This window comes from Limnohabitans sp. JirII-29, from assembly GCF_003063395.1.
Classification (GTDB): Bacteria; Pseudomonadota; Gammaproteobacteria; order Burkholderiales; family Burkholderiaceae_C; genus Limnohabitans.
Genome location: NZ_NESB01000007.1, coordinates 188,929 through 205,975, shown reverse-complemented (window position 1 = coordinate 205,975; position 17,047 = coordinate 188,929). Strand labels below are relative to the sequence as shown.

Annotated in this window: 14 protein-coding genes and 1 pseudogene; 5 read left to right on the top strand and 10 right to left on the bottom strand. The window is 55.9% G+C overall.

Annotated elements, in window-relative coordinates; all coding sequences use genetic code 11:
- The 5 genes and pseudogenes from B9Z39_RS12765 to B9Z39_RS12745 all read right to left on the bottom strand — a co-directional run.
- On the bottom strand, positions 1-2,742 hold a 2,742-nt coding region (locus B9Z39_RS12765), incomplete at its 3' end, for a filamentous hemagglutinin N-terminal domain-containing protein (protein ID WP_233248999.1).
- A 33-nt stretch (positions 2,743-2,775) separates the two neighbouring features.
- A pseudogene (locus B9Z39_RS17280) lies at positions 2,776-2,898 on the bottom strand (ESPR domain-containing protein); the annotation flags it as partial.
- Positions 2,899-3,072: 174 nt separating this feature from the next.
- A complete protein-coding gene (locus tag B9Z39_RS12755; RefSeq protein WP_108301963.1) occupies positions 3,073-4,113 on the bottom strand; it encodes a glycosyltransferase family 1 protein in 1,041 nt (346 codons plus the stop codon).
- Positions 4,110-4,877, bottom strand: coding sequence for a UDP-2,3-diacylglucosamine diphosphatase (locus tag B9Z39_RS12750; protein ID WP_100147559.1), 768 nt, complete (start codon positions 4,875-4,877; stop codon positions 4,110-4,112). Before B9Z39_RS12750 ends, B9Z39_RS12755 begins: the two co-directional genes overlap by 4 nt.
- Positions 4,877-5,725, bottom strand: coding sequence for a GNAT family N-acetyltransferase (locus B9Z39_RS12745; protein ID WP_108301962.1), 849 nt, complete (start codon positions 5,723-5,725; stop codon positions 4,877-4,879). Before B9Z39_RS12745 ends, B9Z39_RS12750 begins: the two co-directional genes overlap by 1 nt.
- Positions 5,726-5,926: 201 nt before the next feature.
- Here B9Z39_RS12745 and B9Z39_RS12740 point away from each other — a divergent pair, with 201 nt between their 5' ends.
- Entirely contained in the window at positions 5,927-6,643 is a 717-nt protein-coding gene (locus B9Z39_RS12740) for a 1-acyl-sn-glycerol-3-phosphate acyltransferase (RefSeq protein ID WP_158269500.1), read from the top strand.
- On the opposite strand, the gene B9Z39_RS12735 is transcribed toward B9Z39_RS12740, so the two are convergent.
- The 3 genes from B9Z39_RS12735 to B9Z39_RS12725 are packed head-to-tail and all read right to left on the bottom strand — an operon-like array spanning position 6,624 to position 10,282.
- Positions 6,624-8,420: a TRAP transporter large permease subunit gene (locus tag B9Z39_RS12735; protein WP_108301960.1), complete on the bottom strand. Its 1,797-nt coding sequence runs from the start codon at positions 8,418-8,420 to the stop codon at positions 6,624-6,626. The two genes, B9Z39_RS12740 and B9Z39_RS12735, sit on opposite strands and share 20 nt — an antisense overlap.
- Positions 8,420-9,430 carry a TRAP transporter substrate-binding protein DctP gene (gene dctP / locus B9Z39_RS12730; protein ID WP_108301959.1) on the bottom strand — a complete coding sequence of 337 codons (1,011 nt, stop codon included), beginning with the start codon at positions 9,428-9,430 and terminating at the stop codon, positions 8,420-8,422. Before dctP ends, B9Z39_RS12735 begins: the two co-directional genes overlap by 1 nt.
- Before the next feature lie 9 nt (positions 9,431-9,439).
- Positions 9,440-10,282, bottom strand: a complete 843-nt coding sequence (locus tag B9Z39_RS12725) for a TRAP transporter TatT component family protein (RefSeq protein WP_108301958.1) — start codon at positions 10,280-10,282, stop codon at positions 9,440-9,442.
- A 173-nt stretch (positions 10,283-10,455) separates the two neighbouring features.
- Between B9Z39_RS12725 and ppk2 the strand changes: the two genes are divergently transcribed.
- Positions 10,456-11,370 (top strand): polyphosphate kinase 2, encoded by a 915-nt coding sequence (gene ppk2, locus B9Z39_RS12720; protein ID WP_108301957.1) that lies wholly within the window; start codon positions 10,456-10,458, stop codon positions 11,368-11,370.
- A gap of 13 nt (positions 11,371-11,383) precedes the next feature.
- Here ppk2 and B9Z39_RS12715 read toward each other — a convergent pair whose 3' ends face one another.
- Positions 11,384-12,487, bottom strand: a complete 1,104-nt coding sequence (locus tag B9Z39_RS12715; protein WP_108301956.1) for a magnesium transporter CorA family protein — start codon at positions 12,485-12,487, stop codon at positions 11,384-11,386.
- A gap of 122 nt (positions 12,488-12,609) precedes the next feature.
- Here B9Z39_RS12715 and B9Z39_RS12710 point away from each other — a divergent pair, with 122 nt between their 5' ends.
- Both B9Z39_RS12710 and B9Z39_RS12705 read left to right on the top strand, forming a co-directional pair.
- On the top strand, positions 12,610-13,857 hold the full coding sequence (locus B9Z39_RS12710) for a DUF3419 family protein (protein WP_108301977.1): 1,248 nt from the start codon (positions 12,610-12,612) through the stop codon (positions 13,855-13,857).
- Positions 13,854-14,897, top strand: a complete 1,044-nt coding sequence (locus B9Z39_RS12705; RefSeq protein ID WP_108301955.1) for a GNAT family N-acetyltransferase — start codon at positions 13,854-13,856, stop codon at positions 14,895-14,897. Before B9Z39_RS12710 ends, B9Z39_RS12705 begins: the two co-directional genes overlap by 4 nt.
- A gap of 25 nt (positions 14,898-14,922) precedes the next feature.
- Here the strand turns inward: B9Z39_RS12705 and B9Z39_RS12700 are convergent, their stop codons facing one another.
- Positions 14,923-15,252, bottom strand: a complete 330-nt coding sequence (locus B9Z39_RS12700; protein WP_100146477.1) for a polymer-forming cytoskeletal protein — start codon at positions 15,250-15,252, stop codon at positions 14,923-14,925.
- Between the two features lie 332 nt (positions 15,253-15,584).
- On the opposite strand from B9Z39_RS12700, the gene leuC reads away from it, so the two are divergent.
- Positions 15,585-17,036, top strand: a complete 1,452-nt coding sequence (leuC, locus tag B9Z39_RS12695) for a 3-isopropylmalate dehydratase large subunit (protein ID WP_100146476.1) — start codon at positions 15,585-15,587, stop codon at positions 17,034-17,036.
- Positions 17,037-17,047 lie beyond the last annotated feature (11 nt).

Below are 17,047 nucleotides of genomic sequence, written 5' to 3'. Positions count from 1 at the left end.
GGCTTTGCTGATATGCAACGTCAATGAACTAGTGCCACTGGTACTGATCAAGTACCCCTGCTGAGTGGAGTAAAGCTGTGTTGGATTGATGGTGTAACTGTTTGCGTTTTTGAGTGTTTGGCTGGTCCCTGCGTACAACAACAAGCTGGCTGTCACGCCCTTTGCTGCGCCAATGAAGTCGGTAATGCTGTAACTGATGCCGTTGTAGGTTTGTGAAACGCTGCTGCTAAGGTCTAAGCTCGTCATGAAAGAGCGCAGCAACGGGGCCGTGTTGTTGTTTTGGGTGGTCCAGGTGTTGGTGAAATGCCAGCTGTTGAAGTTGCTTGAAGTCTTGAGTTGGGTGGCTGTCAGTACCTTGCTGGATGAGTCCACAAGTCCGAGGGGACCATATAAAGACGTGGCCGTACTAGCGTTGACGGAGCCCGAGGCATAGCTGTTGATGATTGAAGTAGTCGTACTTCCAACTAACGACCCTATTTGCCCACTCTGCCCTGTCACATTGCCTGTTGAATAACTGTAGCTGACGCCTTGGGCAAGACCGATAAGCCCCCCGATGCGTGCGCTGTCGTTGGTGCTAGCCGTGTAAACACCATTGACTGCGCCAGTAGCATAGCTGTTGGTGACATATCCGAAAGATGAAGTTGAAGCGTTGGTGCTACTAAACCCAAGCAAACCCCCTACATATTTCCAACCTTTCACAACACCAGTCGCGTAGTTGTTGCTGATGGTTGTGGAGCTGTCTCCCACCAAACCACCCACTCGCTGGCTGACCCCTGCTGCCCCCGTCACATTGCTGGTTGCATAGCTGTTGGTAATGGTTCCGTCAGTCTTTCCCACCAAACCTCCAATGTATGAGCCATTGCTGCTGACATTGCCGGATGCGTAGCTGTTTGTGATGGAGCCACTGTTGTACCCAACCAAACCGCCTGTGTAATTGGAATTGCTGGCAGAAAGATTCGTAACCGTCACGCTGCCTGTGTTGTAAGCGTTGCTGATAGAGCCGTAGTTGTACCCGACCAAACCACCGGCATTGGCACTGAAGGCCGTTGTCGTGGCTGTAGCTGCTCCACTAAATAGCCCCACATCACGTATGACCCCTGCAGCACCCACCGTGTGAAACAAGCCCACATTGTTTGAGCGATTGACGGTCAGTCCGGTGATGGTATGACCCAAGCCAGCGAAGTACCCCGTGAAGTTGGTCGTCGAGCTGCCAATCGAAGAAAAGCCTTGATAAACACCTGAACTAAGGTTCCAAGCTGATGTTGCTGTGGCATCAATGTCGGCACCTAGGGCATAGTTACCTGCCAGATTGCCTGAATTGGCCAAGCCTTGCAGCGTGTATTTCGCGCTAACGGTTTGATCCCCTTGCGCGCCCAAACTAGTGACAACGGTGTAAGTCTTGAGGTTATTGGTATCGCTCCCCAATTGGGTGCTGAAGTTGCTCCCAGCGCCCAAGCTGATGGATTTGCCTGTGGCAACGTAGTAGTTGGCTGCAGTGCTGTCAATGGTGCCAGTGGTGCTGCCTTGCCCGTACTTGAGTGCCAATTTGCCGCTGCTACCTGTAGCACTGATGTTGGCGTTGACGTAGATGTTGTTGTAGGCGTTGAGCGTGAGGGTGGTGTTTGCGCCCCAAGTCAATGCACTGTTGACGCTGATGTTGCCACTGCTGGCAGAGTTTCCGTTGGAGCCATAGGCTGCCACATCACTGTCCGTTGTGATGATCACACTACCTAATCCCAGTGCTGTGGCAAGTGTGCTGGCGGCTGTGCTGTCAATGGTGTAGTTATACGGATCAATCAACCAAGTACCGCTGGTGCCCCCTTGACTGGCCAAGGTAGAGACCTTCAGGCCATCCACCGTACTGACTTGTGCTGCGCTGGTTTCAACAAAGCCGCCATGGGTGCCAGCGGAGGGCGCACTGGCATCCAGGGTGCCTGCCACCACAATGCGGTCATGGTCCATGCCGCCCATGAGGTAGATGGCACCTTGCTCACCACTGACCAAGGTTTGGGCCTGGCTGGTTCCGGTGTGGTTGATGACGGTTGAAACCAAGCTGCCTGCCGCTTTGGCAGTCAGGTAAATCAAGCCACCGTCGGCTTGAATGGCACCGCCTTGGGTAATGAGTGCGTCAATAGCCCCTTGGGTGACTTGAATTTTGACGGGGCCGCCTAAATCGAGCGTGACGGCACTGCCTGCGCCTAAAAGAACCTGACCCCGCGGTGCGTCAATGCGACCCGTGTTGGTGATTTTGGCGGCAATCAAAGCCACTTGCCCCCCACCATTTGCGCCGTCGCCAATGACTTTGATGTTGCCTTGGTTGACGATGGCGTTGCCACTGCTGCCACCAAAGCTGTAGTTGCCTTTGAGGAAGTCTTCCGTGCTCAAGGCCAAAGTAGAGGCCACCAAGCCCCCCACATTGACCTGAGCTGACGGGGTAAAGATGACGCCATTGGGGTTGATCAGAAACACCTGACCGTTGGCATTCAAAGCGCCTTGGATGGTGGAAACGTCAGAGCCCAGCACACGGTTCAAGGCCACAGAGCTGGCAGAGGGCTGCACAAATTTGACGGTATTGCCCTGGCCGATGCTGAAACTTTGCCAGTTGGTGGCCAGCTTGTCCGAGCTTTGGGTGATGGTCATCACCGCGCCGTTTTGTTGAATGGTGGCACTGCCAGCCACCACATTGGCCCCGCTGGGCAACTGAGCCACGGCGCTGTGGCCAAAGGCCAAGCCCAGACTCACACTGACAAGGGTTCGCCGCAAAACCGCATGGGCTCCCCGTGAACTAATAGGTTGACAGACACTTGACTTTGTTTTGCCCTGCCCTTTGGCCAGTTCGCAAACGCTTTGCCAAACGCCCGTCGCTGCGTTCCAAATGATGCTGTAAATGTGATTCATGTTAGGCCCTGACTGTAGAAATGTCTGAGCCGAATATTAATATTAAATAGTTACTTTTATTAGTTAAAAAATGTTTTTTTGTTTTTTTGTTTTTTTGTTTTTTTGTTTTTTTGTTTTTTTGTTTTTTTGTTTTTTTGTTTTTTTGTTTTTTCAAATTATACAAATGCTTCGATCTCAGGGTGGGACAAAGGCCACCAAGTTGTTTTCAAACAAGCGTGTCGCCTGTTCCCAGCTGAAATCCAAGGCCTGCAACCTCGCTTGTGCGCGCGGCACATGCAAAGCTTCAAGACTGGCTTGTGCCAGGTCATCGGCCAATACACCGCCACGACGCTTGAATGGCGGCTGGTCATGTTCAGGCAAGACCTCCAAGGGGCCATCCACCGGATAAGCGGCAACAGGTGTGCCGCATGCCATGGCTTCGAGCATCACCAGGCCAAAGGTTTCGTGACGGCTTGGAAAGGTGAACACATCGGCGGCGGCATAGACGCCCGCCAACACGTCACGTGACAACACACCTAACCAACGCACACCGTCGTAGCGTGACTTCAGCGCAAGCTCTAACGGACCCACGCCACACACCACTTTGCTGCCATGCCAAGGCATGTCCAGAAAAGCATCGATATTTTTCTCATACGACACACGCCCCACATACAAGGCAATGGGGCGTTTCAGACCAGACAACAGGTCGTGGTTGCGTGCTTGCGGCGAAAACTCAAACAACTGGGTATCGACGCCGTGGGTCCAAGTGCGCAGTTTTCTGAAGCCTTTGCCGTCCAGCAAGCGCATCACGCCCTGTGTGGGCACCATCACACCTGACGAGGGGCGGTGAAAGTGCCGAAACAAGGCGTAGCCCGCCCACAAAGGCACGCGCAATGCGGCCTTGAGGATTTCAGGAAAACGGGTGTGGTAGGCCGTGGTGAAAGGCAAGTGATGCCGCAAGCAATAGCGCCGTGCAGCCCAGCCCAATGGGCCTTCGGTGGCGATATGGATAGCCTCCGGCACGAACGCATCCAAACGCTGTTTGACGCCCGCGTAGGGGCGCACGGCCAAGTCGATGCCAGCATAGCCAGGGCAAGGACGGGTGGTGAACAAGCCGGGATGGATCACTTCGACGGTGTGACCCGCACCACGCAGTTGGTCCACCAGTTCCACCAAGGTGGTGACCACACCATTGATTTGTGGACGCCAAGCATCGGTGATGAGTGCGATCTTCATGCGACCTTCATCACAGGTGCGTTGCTGGCTGGCATGTGGGCACGCCAGTGCAACAGTTCGAGCTGTCCACTGACAGTTTCTACCAAGGCGCTGCGGCTTTCCACCCAATCGCCATCGTTGCAATAGAGCACACCGTTGACGTCGCGGATTTCTGCACGGTGGATGTGCCCGCACACCACCCCTTGGTACCCTTTTTTGGCGGCCTCATGGGCCACGGCATTTTCAAAGTCAGTGACGTAGTTCAAGGCTTTTTTGACCTTGTGCTTGAGGTACGCCGACAAGGACCAATACGGCAGACCTAAGCGACCTCTGAGGTTGTTGAGGTAGCGGTTGAGCTTGAGGGTGAATTCGTACAAGTGGTCTCCCACATAGGCCAGCCACTTGGCTTGTTGCACCACAGCATCAAAGTAGTCCCCATGGATGACCCACAACTTGCGGCCATCGCGCATCTGGTGAACCGCTTCATCGTTGACCACGATGCCGCCAAATTGATGGCCTAAAAAATGACGTGCGAACTCGTCATGGTTGCCGGGCACGTACACCACGCGGCAGCCTTTGCGCGCTTTGCGCAGCAGCTTTTGGATCACGTCGTTGTGCGCCTGCGGCCAATACCATTTACGGCGCAACTGCCAACCGTCCACGATGTCACCCACCAAATACAAATAGTCGCTGGTGTGCTCTTTCAAAAAATCTAGCAAGGCATCGGCCTGGCAGCCAGGTGTGCCCAAATGCAAATCAGAAATAAAGACGGCGCGGTAGTGCATCAAGCACCCAAGAAATGTTTGCGATAGCGTGCTGGCATGTCGTTGATCTTCATCAGCATGGGCAAGTCGGCGGTGTTGAAGTCGGGGTCCCAGGCCGGTGCGCCCAACACTTTGGCTCCCAGACGCAAATAGCCTTTGATCAACGCAGGGGGTTCAAACGCTGTGCTGACTTCCCAGTTATCCAAAGGCAGGGCCAAACGAGGACGCACCTGGTATTCGATGTCGGCCAAATGGGTGTGTTTGAGTTGGTGCCAAATGCTGGCGGCCACTTCACCGCTGACCACACCTTGATGCAGCATGGGAATGCTGGCACAGCCAATCATGACGTCGAGCTTGTTGCGCACCATGAACTCGGCCAGGGCACCCCACAAGGCCATGATCACGCCACCATGGCGGTGCGCTGGATGCACGCAGCTGCGACCGAGTTCGACCATGCGTTCGCGGTAGGTACGCAAACGGGTCAAGTCAAATTCCAAATCAGAGTAGGTGCTGCCAATGCGTTTGGCTTGCGCGGGGGTGAGCACACGGTAAGTGCCAACAACTTGTTGGCTCACATCGTCACGGATGATGAGGTGCTCACAAAAGTCATCGAACAAATCGATGTCGTGGCCGGGGATGCTATCTTTCAAGCGTGCGCCCATTTCGGTGGCGAAGACGCTGTAGCGCAAGCGCTGGGCCTCACGCACCTCGTCTTGGTGCTTGGCCCACTGAACGATCAAACCGCCACGGTCTTTGTCGGCTTGCGGCGAGACAGGAGTTTTTTGAGTTTCAAGATCGTGTCGATGAAGTGACCCCCTGGGCAAATCGATCATCGACAACGGCATGGTGGGGTTGGGAAGTTCTTTCATCTGGCGTCCTTGTGTCGTTGAGATAGGTTGAAGTCTGTGATTTCTGATGACCTGATTTTTGAAACCTCACGTGACGCAACCAAGACGAAACGATGAAGATTTGGTGACAAGCCACCAGAGCCTTCACCGATTTGTCACACAGCACACCTAAGCTTGGTAGCCACTATGTTGACCAAGTACGCCCGCCTCCTTTGTTCCTTTGTGCAAGCTTTTTGGATCTTGTGGGTTCGCTTTCCGAGCTTGGACCGTGACGAGAAGTTGACCGAGATTCAAAACTGGTCGCAACGCACGCTGCGCATCATGGGCGTGAACGTGCGTCTGAACGCAGGGCTTGAACACACATCACCCAACAACACGCCTCAGTTGCTGGTGGCCAACCATGTGTCTTGGCTAGATGTGTTGGTGATTCAGTCGCTGCAACCCAGCGTGTTCGTGGCGAAAAAAGAAGTGCGTGCCTGGCCCGTCGTGGGCGCGATTGCCCAAGCATGCGAGGTGGTGTTTGTGGATCGTGGCTCGCCCAGCTCTGCGCGCAAGATGGTGCAGGACGTGACCGATGCATTGACACGCGGCTATCGGGTAGCTGGGTTTCCAGAGGGCACGAGCAGCGAAGGCCATGAGGTGCGTTTGTTTCATGCCAATTTGTTTGAAGCGGCAATTGACCGCGGCGTGGAGGTGCAACCGATCGCTCTGCGCTACATCAACGAAGCCACAGGGGCACACTGCCAAGTGGCAGCGTTTGTAGGGGAGATTGGCTTTGTGGCGTCGCTGCACAAGGTGATGTGCGCGCCCTCGATCACCGTGAGCCTGCACATCGGCGCTCCCCTCTCACCACAGGGGCACTCACGCCGAACATTGGCGCATTTGTCGCATCGCAGCGTGAGCACACAGCTCGAAGCGCTCAGCGCATCCGCGCGCTGAGCAAATCAGACATACCCAGCGTCAAGGCAGGGACCCAAGAAATGAGCAAGGTGCCGATAAAAATGGCACCCAATGCGGGTAGCACTGACAACGCGACACGGCGCAAAGGCTTTTGGAAGACTGCCGAGGCGAAGTAGATGTTCATGCCAGCAGGCGGACACAGAAAACCCATTTCCATATTCGCCAAGAAAATAATGCCGAAGTGCACAGGGTCTATGCCGTAGCTCTGCGCCAAAGGCAGCAACAAAGGCACAAGCACCACGATGGCAGCATAAATTTCCATCAAAGCGCCAGCCAATAACAAAAACACATTCAGCGCCAGCAAAAACACCCACTTGTTTTGTGTGACGGCTTGCACCCAATCGACAGCGAGATCAGGAATGCCTGCATCCACCAAGTAGTTGGTCAGCCCCAGGGCCATGCCCAAGATCAGCATCACGCCACCAATGATTTGTGCGCACTCTGACAAACAAGAACCGAGCAAGCGCCAGCCCAGCTCGCGGTGCGCGAGGGCTTGGGTAACCACGGCGTACAGAGCCGTCAACGCAGCGCTTTCGGTGGGCGTCGCCAAGCCGCTGGCCAAAGACCCAATGGCTACTGCGGGTGCCAAGATTTCCCATTTGGCCATCCAACACACCGCTCGCAGTGACCGACGATTGGGCACGGTGCGTGAGCTGTCAGGGGGGAGCGGTGCCCCAAGGGGCTGCTTCAAGTAACCGCCAAACACCAACAAACACCCCACCATCACAAGCGCAGGCACCAAGCCCGCCAAGAACATGGTGTTGATGGGAACGCGCGCCATGATGGCGTACATGATGAGTGGCACCGATGGCGCCAGCAACACACCCAAAGCACTGGCACTGGTGACCAAGCTGATGCCTTTGGCCTCTGGATAACCTGCATTGCGCAGCAGCGGCAAAAGTAAGCCCCCCAAGGCCAAGATGGTCACGCCGCTGCCACCCGTGAACGCGGTGAAGCACGAACACAACACCGCAGCAGCCACCACAGAGCCTGTGACACCACCGCCAAACAAGGCCATGAACACCGCCCCCAAACGTTGCGCAGCCCCCGTGCGTGCAAACACCAAACCCGCCAAAGTGAACAAAGGCAAGGCCGGCAAAGACGGGTTAACCGTGATTTGGTAATGCGACAAAGCCACCGAGGCCAAAGGCAGGCCGTCTTGCCAAAATAAGGCCAGGGCCAAGCCACCCAGCACCGCAAAAATGGGGGCACCGCACAGCAAGATAAAGAGCAGTCCCAAAGCGGCAGGCCACAGTGGCAGTGTTTGCCCATCGAACGCACGCGCCATCAGCCATCCCAACAAGGGCCAGACCAAGGCATAGAACCAGCGCCAGGTCTCGGAAGTCACACCTCGCATGGCCAGCTTGACACCCAGCGCGGCAAAGCCCATGGGCATGACCACTTGAACCCACCACACAGGCAGGGCATAGGCCAAGGGCTGACTGGCCTCTCGCTCACTGGCCACCAGCTGCCAACTCGCCCACGCCAACATGCCGCACACCACCGCGGCACTGGCATGTGCGAGTCTTTGTTTGCCCGCAAACAAGGCCCCCAAATTAGAGAGGTGGCCACGGCGTTCAGCCACCAAGGCGCCGCACATGGCCATCCACAGCCCTAAATGCTGCACCAAGATCGGCGCGTTTTCGATGCCCTTGCCCAGCATGGGACGCGCCAATATCTCCAGTAAAGGAATCAAGGCCATGAACACCAAGGCCACACAGGCCAAGGATTCATCCAAGCGACCATGCCGCCACATCACTTGGCCTTCGTTGAACGATAGGTTTTGAGGTGACGCATGACTTCGTCAAAGGTGTCGGCAGGCACCAGGGTGCCACGTATGCGGGAATAGAGCTTGTCAGCCAACTCATTCCATTCACGCATTTGCTCGGCGTTGGGACGGTTGACGGTGAGGCCACGCTTTTTCATGGCGTCGACGGCCTCTTCAACCTCAAGACGTGCTTTGCTGCGAATTTGCGTGCCCGCTTTTTCGCCAGCGACACGCACCACGTCTTGCGTGGCGGGCGACATCTCGTCCCAGGCTTTTTTCGTCACGACCAAAGCGCCAACGATGGGAGCCCAATTGATTTCGAGCATGTTGGGGGCCATGGTGTAGACCTGGCTGGCGAGTGCAAAGTAAGGCGTAGAAGGCACCACATGGATCATGCCGGTCTGGATGGCAGGCAAGATGTCGCTGGTTTCCAAGGGCACTGGGGTGTAACCCAGGCTTTTCATGATCTCTTGCTGATCGGCCTCACCGCCCCAAGCAAAAAACTTCATCTTCTTGTAATCATCGGGCTTGAAAGCCGCCTCTTTGGAAAAGAAGCGAACCCAGCCCGCGTCGCCCCAGGCCAACACCACGAAGCCTTTGTCGAGGAACTTTTTCTCCATGGCGGGACGCATTCTTTCGCGCACGTAGTCCACCTCGTCCCAATTTTTAAACAGCAAGGGCATGGCTTGTAAGGCACTGATGGAAGGCTCAATTTCATGCAAGCCCACCACCGACAACAAAGCACCCTGTAATTGGCCAATGCGCATGCGTCGCGCCAATTCGGCCTCACCACCTTGGCTGCCATCAGGAAAAACCACGTATTTGGCACCACCCCCTTGGGCGGCGCGCCAGGCCTCGCCCACTTCCAACAATTGCCGGTGGTAGAGCGAGTTTTTGGGAGCCAGCGTGCCGATGCGTAAGAGTTTTTCAGCGGCGTAGCCATGGGCCGCGCTCAGCGCAAGTAAACAGGCCAAAACAAAGGAAATGAAAGGAGACACACAAGGCTTTCAGAAAAGATCGTCCACCATGCCCAGCAACCACAAGGCGCGCTCACGCATGATGTCGTTTTGCAGATTGCGTTCAAGCGCCGCAACCTGTAAGGCGCGCTGCAACAACGCTTCAAATTGGGCGCGATCACCGAGTGGCAAAGCCAAACTCTCGGCCTGTGCCACATACACGCCCGCACTTTGGCCGGCGCTGGCGGTCACGGCTTGGTCAAAGTAAATGGCCGCTTGGGCCACTGAACCGCCAGGACGTGAAGCCTCGAAGCTGCCCATCAAACTGGCCAACGCACCTTGCGCGAAATCGGGTTGCTTGAGCCATGCCAAGCGCGCGAGGTGAATGGCCACAGGCAAGTCGGCCACGATGTCTGGGTTGTCTTTGGACAAAGCAATCCACCCACCCCACGACGCGGCAGCCCAATAAGCCACCGGCACTTGGGCTGACGTCAGACGCAGGCTTTGACGAAGGTCGCTGCGTGCCAAGGACTGGGTGAATCCGGGAGAGGAGGCTTCGAGTGCAGCCATGGCGTGGCGGTGCGCGCGTGCATACAGCCGCGCAGCGCGCTCGCGCAGTTGTTGGGCAGACGCTGCGTCTTGCAACTCGCGCTTGTCGGCCTCTAACGCGACAAAAGCATAGGCGTACTGAGTAAAGCCACCAGCCACCGCTGTTGCCAATGGCAAATTGCCAGGTACTTCACGCAGCACGGATTCAGAAATTTTGAGGTAAAAAGCGCTGGCCTCACGGGCCAACACCAAGTCATCTTCGGGTGACTGTGCTTGTGTGGATAAGGCCGTGGCGGCCTCGTCCACCAAGTAAGGACGGACGACGCAACCCGAAGCAGTCAACATCAGAAAAAGTAGGCTGACGACGCGAAGAACAGACCGAAAAATAATGGCACCTCAAAGTCAGCAGATTGCGAAATTGAGCGCGACTCTAGCCGTCGATTGTGAAATTGCGGTGACAGTCTGTCATGAAGTTGCCACACAGCTTGGGGATGATTTCTGTCAAAGGAAGTACTTGCATGACCCAACCTGATACCGCTTTAGACGACGAACAAATACGCCGCTTGCGCGAAGACATCTTGGATTCGATCGACGAAGAGTTGGAGATGTCATTCGAAGATGGCTCTGACGAAAACGCACACCCCCTTCACGCGCAAGACAAAGTCAACCGAGCGGTTTACTTTCGCGAGTTGTTGCGTTTGCAAGGCGAATTGGTGAAGTTGCAAGACTGGGTCGTGGCCACACGCCAGCGCGTGGTGATCTTGTTTGAAGGACGTGACGCCGCAGGAAAAGGCGGCGTGATCAAGCGCATCACGCAACGTCTCAACCCGCGCGTCTGTCGGGTGGCCGCCCTGCCCGCGCCCAACGACCGCGAACGCACGCAGTGGTACTTTCAACGCTATGTGGCGCATTTGCCCGCAGCGGGTGAAATTGTGCTGTTTGACCGCAGTTGGTACAACCGCGCAGGCGTGGAACGGGTAATGGGCTTTTGCAACGACGACGAGTACGAAGAATTTTTCCGCACCGTGCCAGAGTTTGAAAAAATGTTGGCTCGCAGTGGCATCACGCTGATCAAGTACTGGTTCTCGATCACCGATGACGAACAGCACGCCCGCTTTTTAGGCCGTATTCATGACCCACTCAAACAGTGGAAGCTCAGCCCAATGGATCTGGAGAGCCGCCGACGCTGGGAAGACTACACCCGTGCCAAGGAAACCATGATTGAACGCACGCACATTCCAGAAGCACCTTGGTGGGTGGTGCAAGCGGTGGACAAAAAGCGGGCGCGGTTGAACTGCATTGATCACTTGCTGGGCCAATTCAGCTACCACGAGATTGCGCATGACGAAGTGCAAATGCCTGCTCGGGTACGCAACCCCGACTACATACGCCACCCTGTTCCAGACGACATGGTGGTACCCGAAAAGTATTGACGCCCAGGCACGTTCAGCTGCTGCGCCCCAAGTAGCGTTTGCGCCAGAAAAAGACCACCAGCACCACTGCCAAAAGCCCCATGCTGACCAAGGTCCACCACAGGCCTTGCGCGTCATGGAGGATGGGGAAATTCTCGAAGTTCATGCCAAAGAAGCCGGTGATCAGATTCAGGGGCAAAAAGATGGCCGTCAACACGGTGAGCGTGCGCATGATGTCGTTGGTACGGTTGCTTTGCGCGTTGAAGTGCATTTGCACCGCTGTCTCGGCACTTTGCTCTAAACGACGCACATGGTGGACCACGCGCTCAATGTGCTCCAACACATCGCGGCTGCGCACCTTGAGTAACTCAAACGAGCGCACATGCTCGGCGTGGGGCTCGCTGACTGCATCCAGGGCATCAATCCAATCTTGGATGGCGGCGCGTTGGTCTTCACAAATTTCATCCAAATGATGCAATGACAAACGTGCATCCAACAAAGCACTCCAGTTGTTGAAGCGGGTGTTGGGGTTGATCAGTTCGGTCTGCCAATGGTCGAGTTGGCGGGTCAGTTCGCGGCGCAGGTTCAAGTAGCCATCCACCATTTGACTGATGACACGCAGCATCAAGTCGGGCGGGCTCATGGGCATGCGGTTGGCCTGCTGGTTCAGCGACGATTGCGCCGTGTGGAGCAGACGTGCCGCAAAGCTGTCGCGTACCGCACAGTCGGTGGGATGCACGGTGACCACCACACGGTCAAAGACGACAAAAGCGACCGGGCTGGTGTCGATGCGGTGCAGCACAGGCGGACCACCTTTTTCACGCGATCGGTGCAAGATGGCCCCAGGCCGTGACAAGTCAGACTCTGTTTGTCCTGCAGCCAGGCGACGAAACACCATCAGGTGGTAATCCGAGGTGTAGTCGTAATGCGAAGGCAATTGGTTGTTGAGCACGTCTGAGACATGCAAATCGACGATTTGCGCACCGCACATGTGCTCCAGCGTCGTTTGAATGGCTTGCTGCAAAACCTCGAATTCGCGGCGCGCAAAAGCCATCCACACAAAGCCGTGCTCTGGCATGGCACCAGACAGTTCAGCGGTCTCCACGACGGCCTGGGAATGGATATGAAAGATTCTCATAGGTGGATTGTGAGACGAATATGTGACAACAGCGTCACGCGACAGCCATCAAAACATCACCATTTCATCATCAAGTGTTCATCCAAAGCAAAGACGATGGCGGGGTTTATTTGAAGGAACGTATGGAATTCACACAAGTCTTGCCCACCGCCAACGCCGACCGCTCCAAACAACTGCTCAGCAATGCGGTGTACGGTCACAAGTCCAAAGCAACTCTCAAAGAGCGAATCTTCGCCATGTGGTTTCGGCAATTGGTCTACACCCAGATTTGGGAGGACCCGGTGGTCGACATGCAAGCGCTGCAACTGAAGCCCGACGACCATCTGGTGACGATTGCTTCGGGAGGATGCAACGCCTTGTCTTACTTGCTGGCCAATCCGGCCAAAGTGACGGCCGTGGATTTGAACCACGCCCATGTGTCTTTGGTGAAACTCAAAATTACCGGCGTGCGCACACTCGCTGGGTATGAAGAGTTTTTTCACTTTTTCGGGATAGGCCAGGCTTCCAGCAATGTGCGTGTTTATAAAAATGTGATTGCCCCACGTTTGGATGCTGACAGTCGGCAGTACTGGGAAGGCGGGCCGATTGGCTTTCGCCGTATCCGCATGTACGCGAAAGGCTTTTACAAATACGGTTTGCTGGGTCAGTTGATTGGCATCATCCACTGGGGAGCCAGGCTGCATGGCGTTCATCTGGATGAGTTGCTGAAGCAGCCCACGGTGGCAGATCAAGCAGCTTGGTTCGATGCCAAGGTGGCAAAAATTTTCGACTCCAAATTGATGTCCAAGATTTGCAGCAGTCCCTTCGCTTTGTACAACCTGGGCATTCCGCCTAGCCAGCACCATGCCTTGTGCGAGCAACAACCGCAGAACATGTCGCAGGTGCTCAAAGAGCGCGCACGCAAATTGGCCACCGTGGTACCCATCAAAGACAACTACTTTGCTTGGCAAGCGTTTGGTCGTCGCTACGACGTCACGGGCAAGAGCGCCCTGCCACCCTATTTGATGCGCGAGCACCATGCTCAGCTCAAAGCCAACATCGACAAACTCACGATCGAGCAAAGCAATATCCGTGACGTCATTGCACGCATGGGACCGCTGTCCCTTGATGCAGTGGTACTGCTGGACGCGCAAGACTGGATGTCCAACGATGAGATCACCGCCTTGTGGACTGAGATCACCCGTGCAGCCAAGCCGGGGGCACGGGTCATTTTCAGAACCGCAGGACTGCAATCGCCAGTGGAGGGTTGCCTCACTGGCTCGCTGCAAGGCCAATGGCTGCGTGATGGTGCTGCCTGCGACACGCTGGGGCCACAAGACCGCTCTGGCATTTACGGTGCTTTCCATCTGTACCGCTTACAAGCCGCATGACACACGCTTGGCCCCGCGAATCCCTGGATATCTGGATGCACAACGCCAGCGCTGACCTGTGCTGGCATGAAGCCACGCACGTGCCCATGACGTGTGCCCATGCACGACGCAGCCCCAACACCAGCTACATCACCTCATTGCGCAGCGGCTGGTTTGACTACGCAGCCCACGAGTTGCACGAACGATGGTGGGCCGCTTGCGGGCTACGTACGGCGGGCCGTCTGGCGCAGTGGATGGGTTTGGATGACGTGGTGTTGGTGGGCAACTTGCCGATCTCGACCAATGTCTGGACAGATGCGCAGCTGGAAAAGTTCAACCAAACATGTGAGGAAGTGGTGGCAACACACCCGCACAGTTTTGTAGGCGTGCGTAATTTACAACATCAACACCACCAGGCGTTGATGACGCAACTGCGCCGCCAAGGCTTCCGCGCCATACCCGCACGGGTGGTGTACGAGTTTGACTTGCGCAACGGGCTGAAGACTAAACCGTCGCATGTGATGCGAGATCGCACCGCTTTGAAACGCTCAGGTTTGCAAACGCATGTGGCGTCCCACGTCTCGAACACAGAAGCTACGCGCTTGCATGACTTGTACCTGTCGATTTACATCGACAAGCACAGTCCATTGAATGCCCAGTACACCACCCAGTTTTTTGCAGACACGCTCGGCGCACAGGTCATGCAAGCCTTGTTGCTGAAAAACGATGCGGGTCAAATTTTGGCCTTCGCCATGCTTTACCAAGTGGGGAGAACGTTGACCGTTCCTGCGCTGGGGTATGACATGACGTCAGAGGTGAAGGGGCTCTATCGCTTGCTCTTTGCGGCGATCTTGCAGCACACACAAGATCACCAGCTGGTGCTCAATTACAGCTCCGGGGCCGGAGACTTCAAACGCAAACGAGGGGGAATTGCGCATTTGGAATACACGTTGTTGTGTGCACCCAGTGCGCGCGGCCGTTGGCAGGCCAATATCTTGACTTGGCTGGAAGCACGCGCCAGCAGCCTGCATGCGCAAGACTTGATTACACTGGGCGCTTGAGAGCCCCCAGATACACCTCCAGAACTTATTTTTGCTTCATGTCGCCGTGGAAACGGCCGCCGCGTTGAATTTCAAGCTCTGAATATTCCAGGCTACCAGTGACTTTGCCGGTGCTGTGGATGAGGATGTGCTCTTTGCAATTGATGTCTTCGTTGAGTTCACCATGCACATCAATTTCACGAGCCTGCACTTTGCCCGTGACTTTGCCGTTCTTGCCAATCTGCAAGTCGTCGGCTTGGAGCTCGCCGCTGACCGAGCCATTGATCAAAACTTTCCCTGGTGCCACGATGGTCCCGTTAAAAGTGACGCCCTCGCCGATGACCAGGTTGTTTGTCAATGCAGCTTGTTCAGCCATGGAGATTCCTTGATGAGTGTGGGGATGTGCAGGCACAGTCCAAAGCAAGGCCTCGAAACTGACAGCCCCCCTATTTTGCGCTGAGTCCAGCGAAAGAATGGCCTAAAACTGCGCAAAGACAGGTTTTTTCTTGCCTCCAGGGCCCACGCCCCCCGGGCTTTGTCGTGCAGATGACAGCGCTCATGTGCAACGGCAAGGGCTTGATGGCGGCGCCAGCCCTGTGGTTTGCTGTGCCTGTGCTGCGTTCATGATCGATCAGGGCAGATAAAAACCTCGCGCCGTTTGTGTGGATCCATCGGCCTAAAATGAGAGTCTGTACCAAAGGAAGACTCATGGGACGCACCCTGTACGACAAGATTTGGGACGAGCACGTCGTCCATACCGAAGAAGACGGCACCGCCATCCTCTACATTGACCGCCATTTGGTGCACGAAGTGACCAGCCCACAAGCTTTTGAAGGCCTGCGCGAAGCCGGTCGCAAGGTGTGGCGCGTCAGCTCGATCGTGGCCACAGCCGACCACAACACCCCGACCACGGGCTGGGAGCTGGGTTATGACGGCATCACAGACCCCATCAGCAAAGAACAAATCACCACACTGGATAGCAATATCTCAGCTTTTGGCGCGGCAGCGTTCTTCCCGTTCATGTCCAAGCGTCAAGGCATCGTGCACGTGATTGGCCCAGAGAACGGCGCCACCTTGCCCGGCATGACCGTGGTGTGCGGCGACAGCCACACCTCCACCCACGGTGCGTTTGGCGCATTGGCCCACGGCATTGGTACCTCAGAAGTCGAACACGTCATGGCCACGCAAACGCTGCTGGCCAAAAAAGCTAAGAACATGTTGATCAAAGTTGACGGTGCTTTGGCCAAAGGCGTGACGGCCAAAGACGTGGTGCTGGCCATCATTGGCAAGATCGGCACCGCAGGCGGCACGGGCTACACGATTGAGTTTGCCGGTTCAGCAATTCGCGGTTTGAGCATGGAAGGTCGCATGACCTTGTGCAACATGGCCATTGAAGGCGGCGCACGCGCTGGCTTGGTGGCCGTGGACGACAAAACCATTGACTACGTCAAAGGCCGCTTGCTGTCGCCTGGCACCGACAAGGCCACCGGCCAGTTTGTGGGCGGTGTCGAGTGGGACAACGCCGTGTCTTACTGGAAGACCTTGCATTCCGACACCGACGCCAAGTTTGACGCGGTGGTGGAACTCGATGCCACCCAAATCTTGCCGCAAGTGACCTGGGGCACCTCCCCCGAGATGGTGCTGTCTATCGAAGACCGCGTGCCAGACCCGGACAAAGAAAAAGACGCCAACAAGCGCAGCGCCATCGAGCGTGCCTTGACCTACATGAACCTCACGCCAGGCAAGGCCATCAACGATATTTTTGTGGACAAAGTGTTCATCGGTTCGTGCACCAACAGCCGCATCGAAGACATGCGTGAAGCAGCAGCAGTGGTCAAGAAGCTGGGACAGAAAGTGGCCAAGAACGTCAAACAGGCCTTGGTGGTACCAGGCTCTGGCTTGGTGAAAGAACAGGCCGAGCGTGAAGGGCTGCACGAAATTTTCAAGGCCGCTGGCTTTGAGTGGCGTGAACCCGGTTGCTCGATGTGTTTGGCCATGAACGCCGACCGCTTAGAGCCAGGCGAACGCTGTGCATCGACCAGCAACCGCAACTTCGAAGGCCGTCAAGGCGCAGGTGGGCGCACCCACTTGGTCAGCCCTGCCATGGCTGCTGCCGCAGCAATTCACGGCCACTTTGTGGACGTGCGCAAGTTTGCTTGAACCTCAAGGGA

Bases quoted from the DNA above. Each gene is read 5' to 3' on its own strand.
- B9Z39_RS12755 (WP_108301963.1), bottom strand. From the start codon at position 4,113: ATGAAGATCGCACTCATCACCGATGCTTGGCGTCCACAAATCAATGGT.
- B9Z39_RS12750 (WP_100147559.1), bottom strand. From the start codon at position 4,877: ATGCACTACCGCGCCGTCTTTATTTCTGATTTGCATTTGGGCACACCT.
- B9Z39_RS12745 (WP_108301962.1), bottom strand. From the start codon at position 5,725: ATGAAAGAACTTCCCAACCCCACCATGCCGTTGTCGATGATCGATTTG.
- B9Z39_RS12735 (WP_108301960.1), bottom strand. From the start codon at position 8,420: ATGTGGCGGCATGGTCGCTTGGATGAATCCTTGGCCTGTGTGGCCTTG.
- B9Z39_RS12725 (WP_108301958.1), bottom strand. From the start codon at position 10,282: ATGTTGACTGCTTCGGGTTGCGTCGTCCGTCCTTACTTGGTGGACGAG.
- ppk2 (WP_108301957.1), top strand. From the start codon at position 10,456: ATGACCCAACCTGATACCGCTTTAGACGACGAACAAATACGCCGCTTG.
- B9Z39_RS12715 (WP_108301956.1), bottom strand. From the start codon at position 12,487: ATGAGAATCTTTCATATCCATTCCCAGGCCGTCGTGGAGACCGCTGAA.
- B9Z39_RS12710 (WP_108301977.1), top strand. From the start codon at position 12,610: ATGGAATTCACACAAGTCTTGCCCACCGCCAACGCCGACCGCTCCAAA.
- B9Z39_RS12705 (WP_108301955.1), top strand. From the start codon at position 13,854: ATGACACACGCTTGGCCCCGCGAATCCCTGGATATCTGGATGCACAAC.
- B9Z39_RS12700 (WP_100146477.1), bottom strand. From the start codon at position 15,252: ATGGCTGAACAAGCTGCATTGACAAACAACCTGGTCATCGGCGAGGGC.
- leuC (WP_100146476.1), top strand. From the start codon at position 15,585: ATGGGACGCACCCTGTACGACAAGATTTGGGACGAGCACGTCGTCCAT.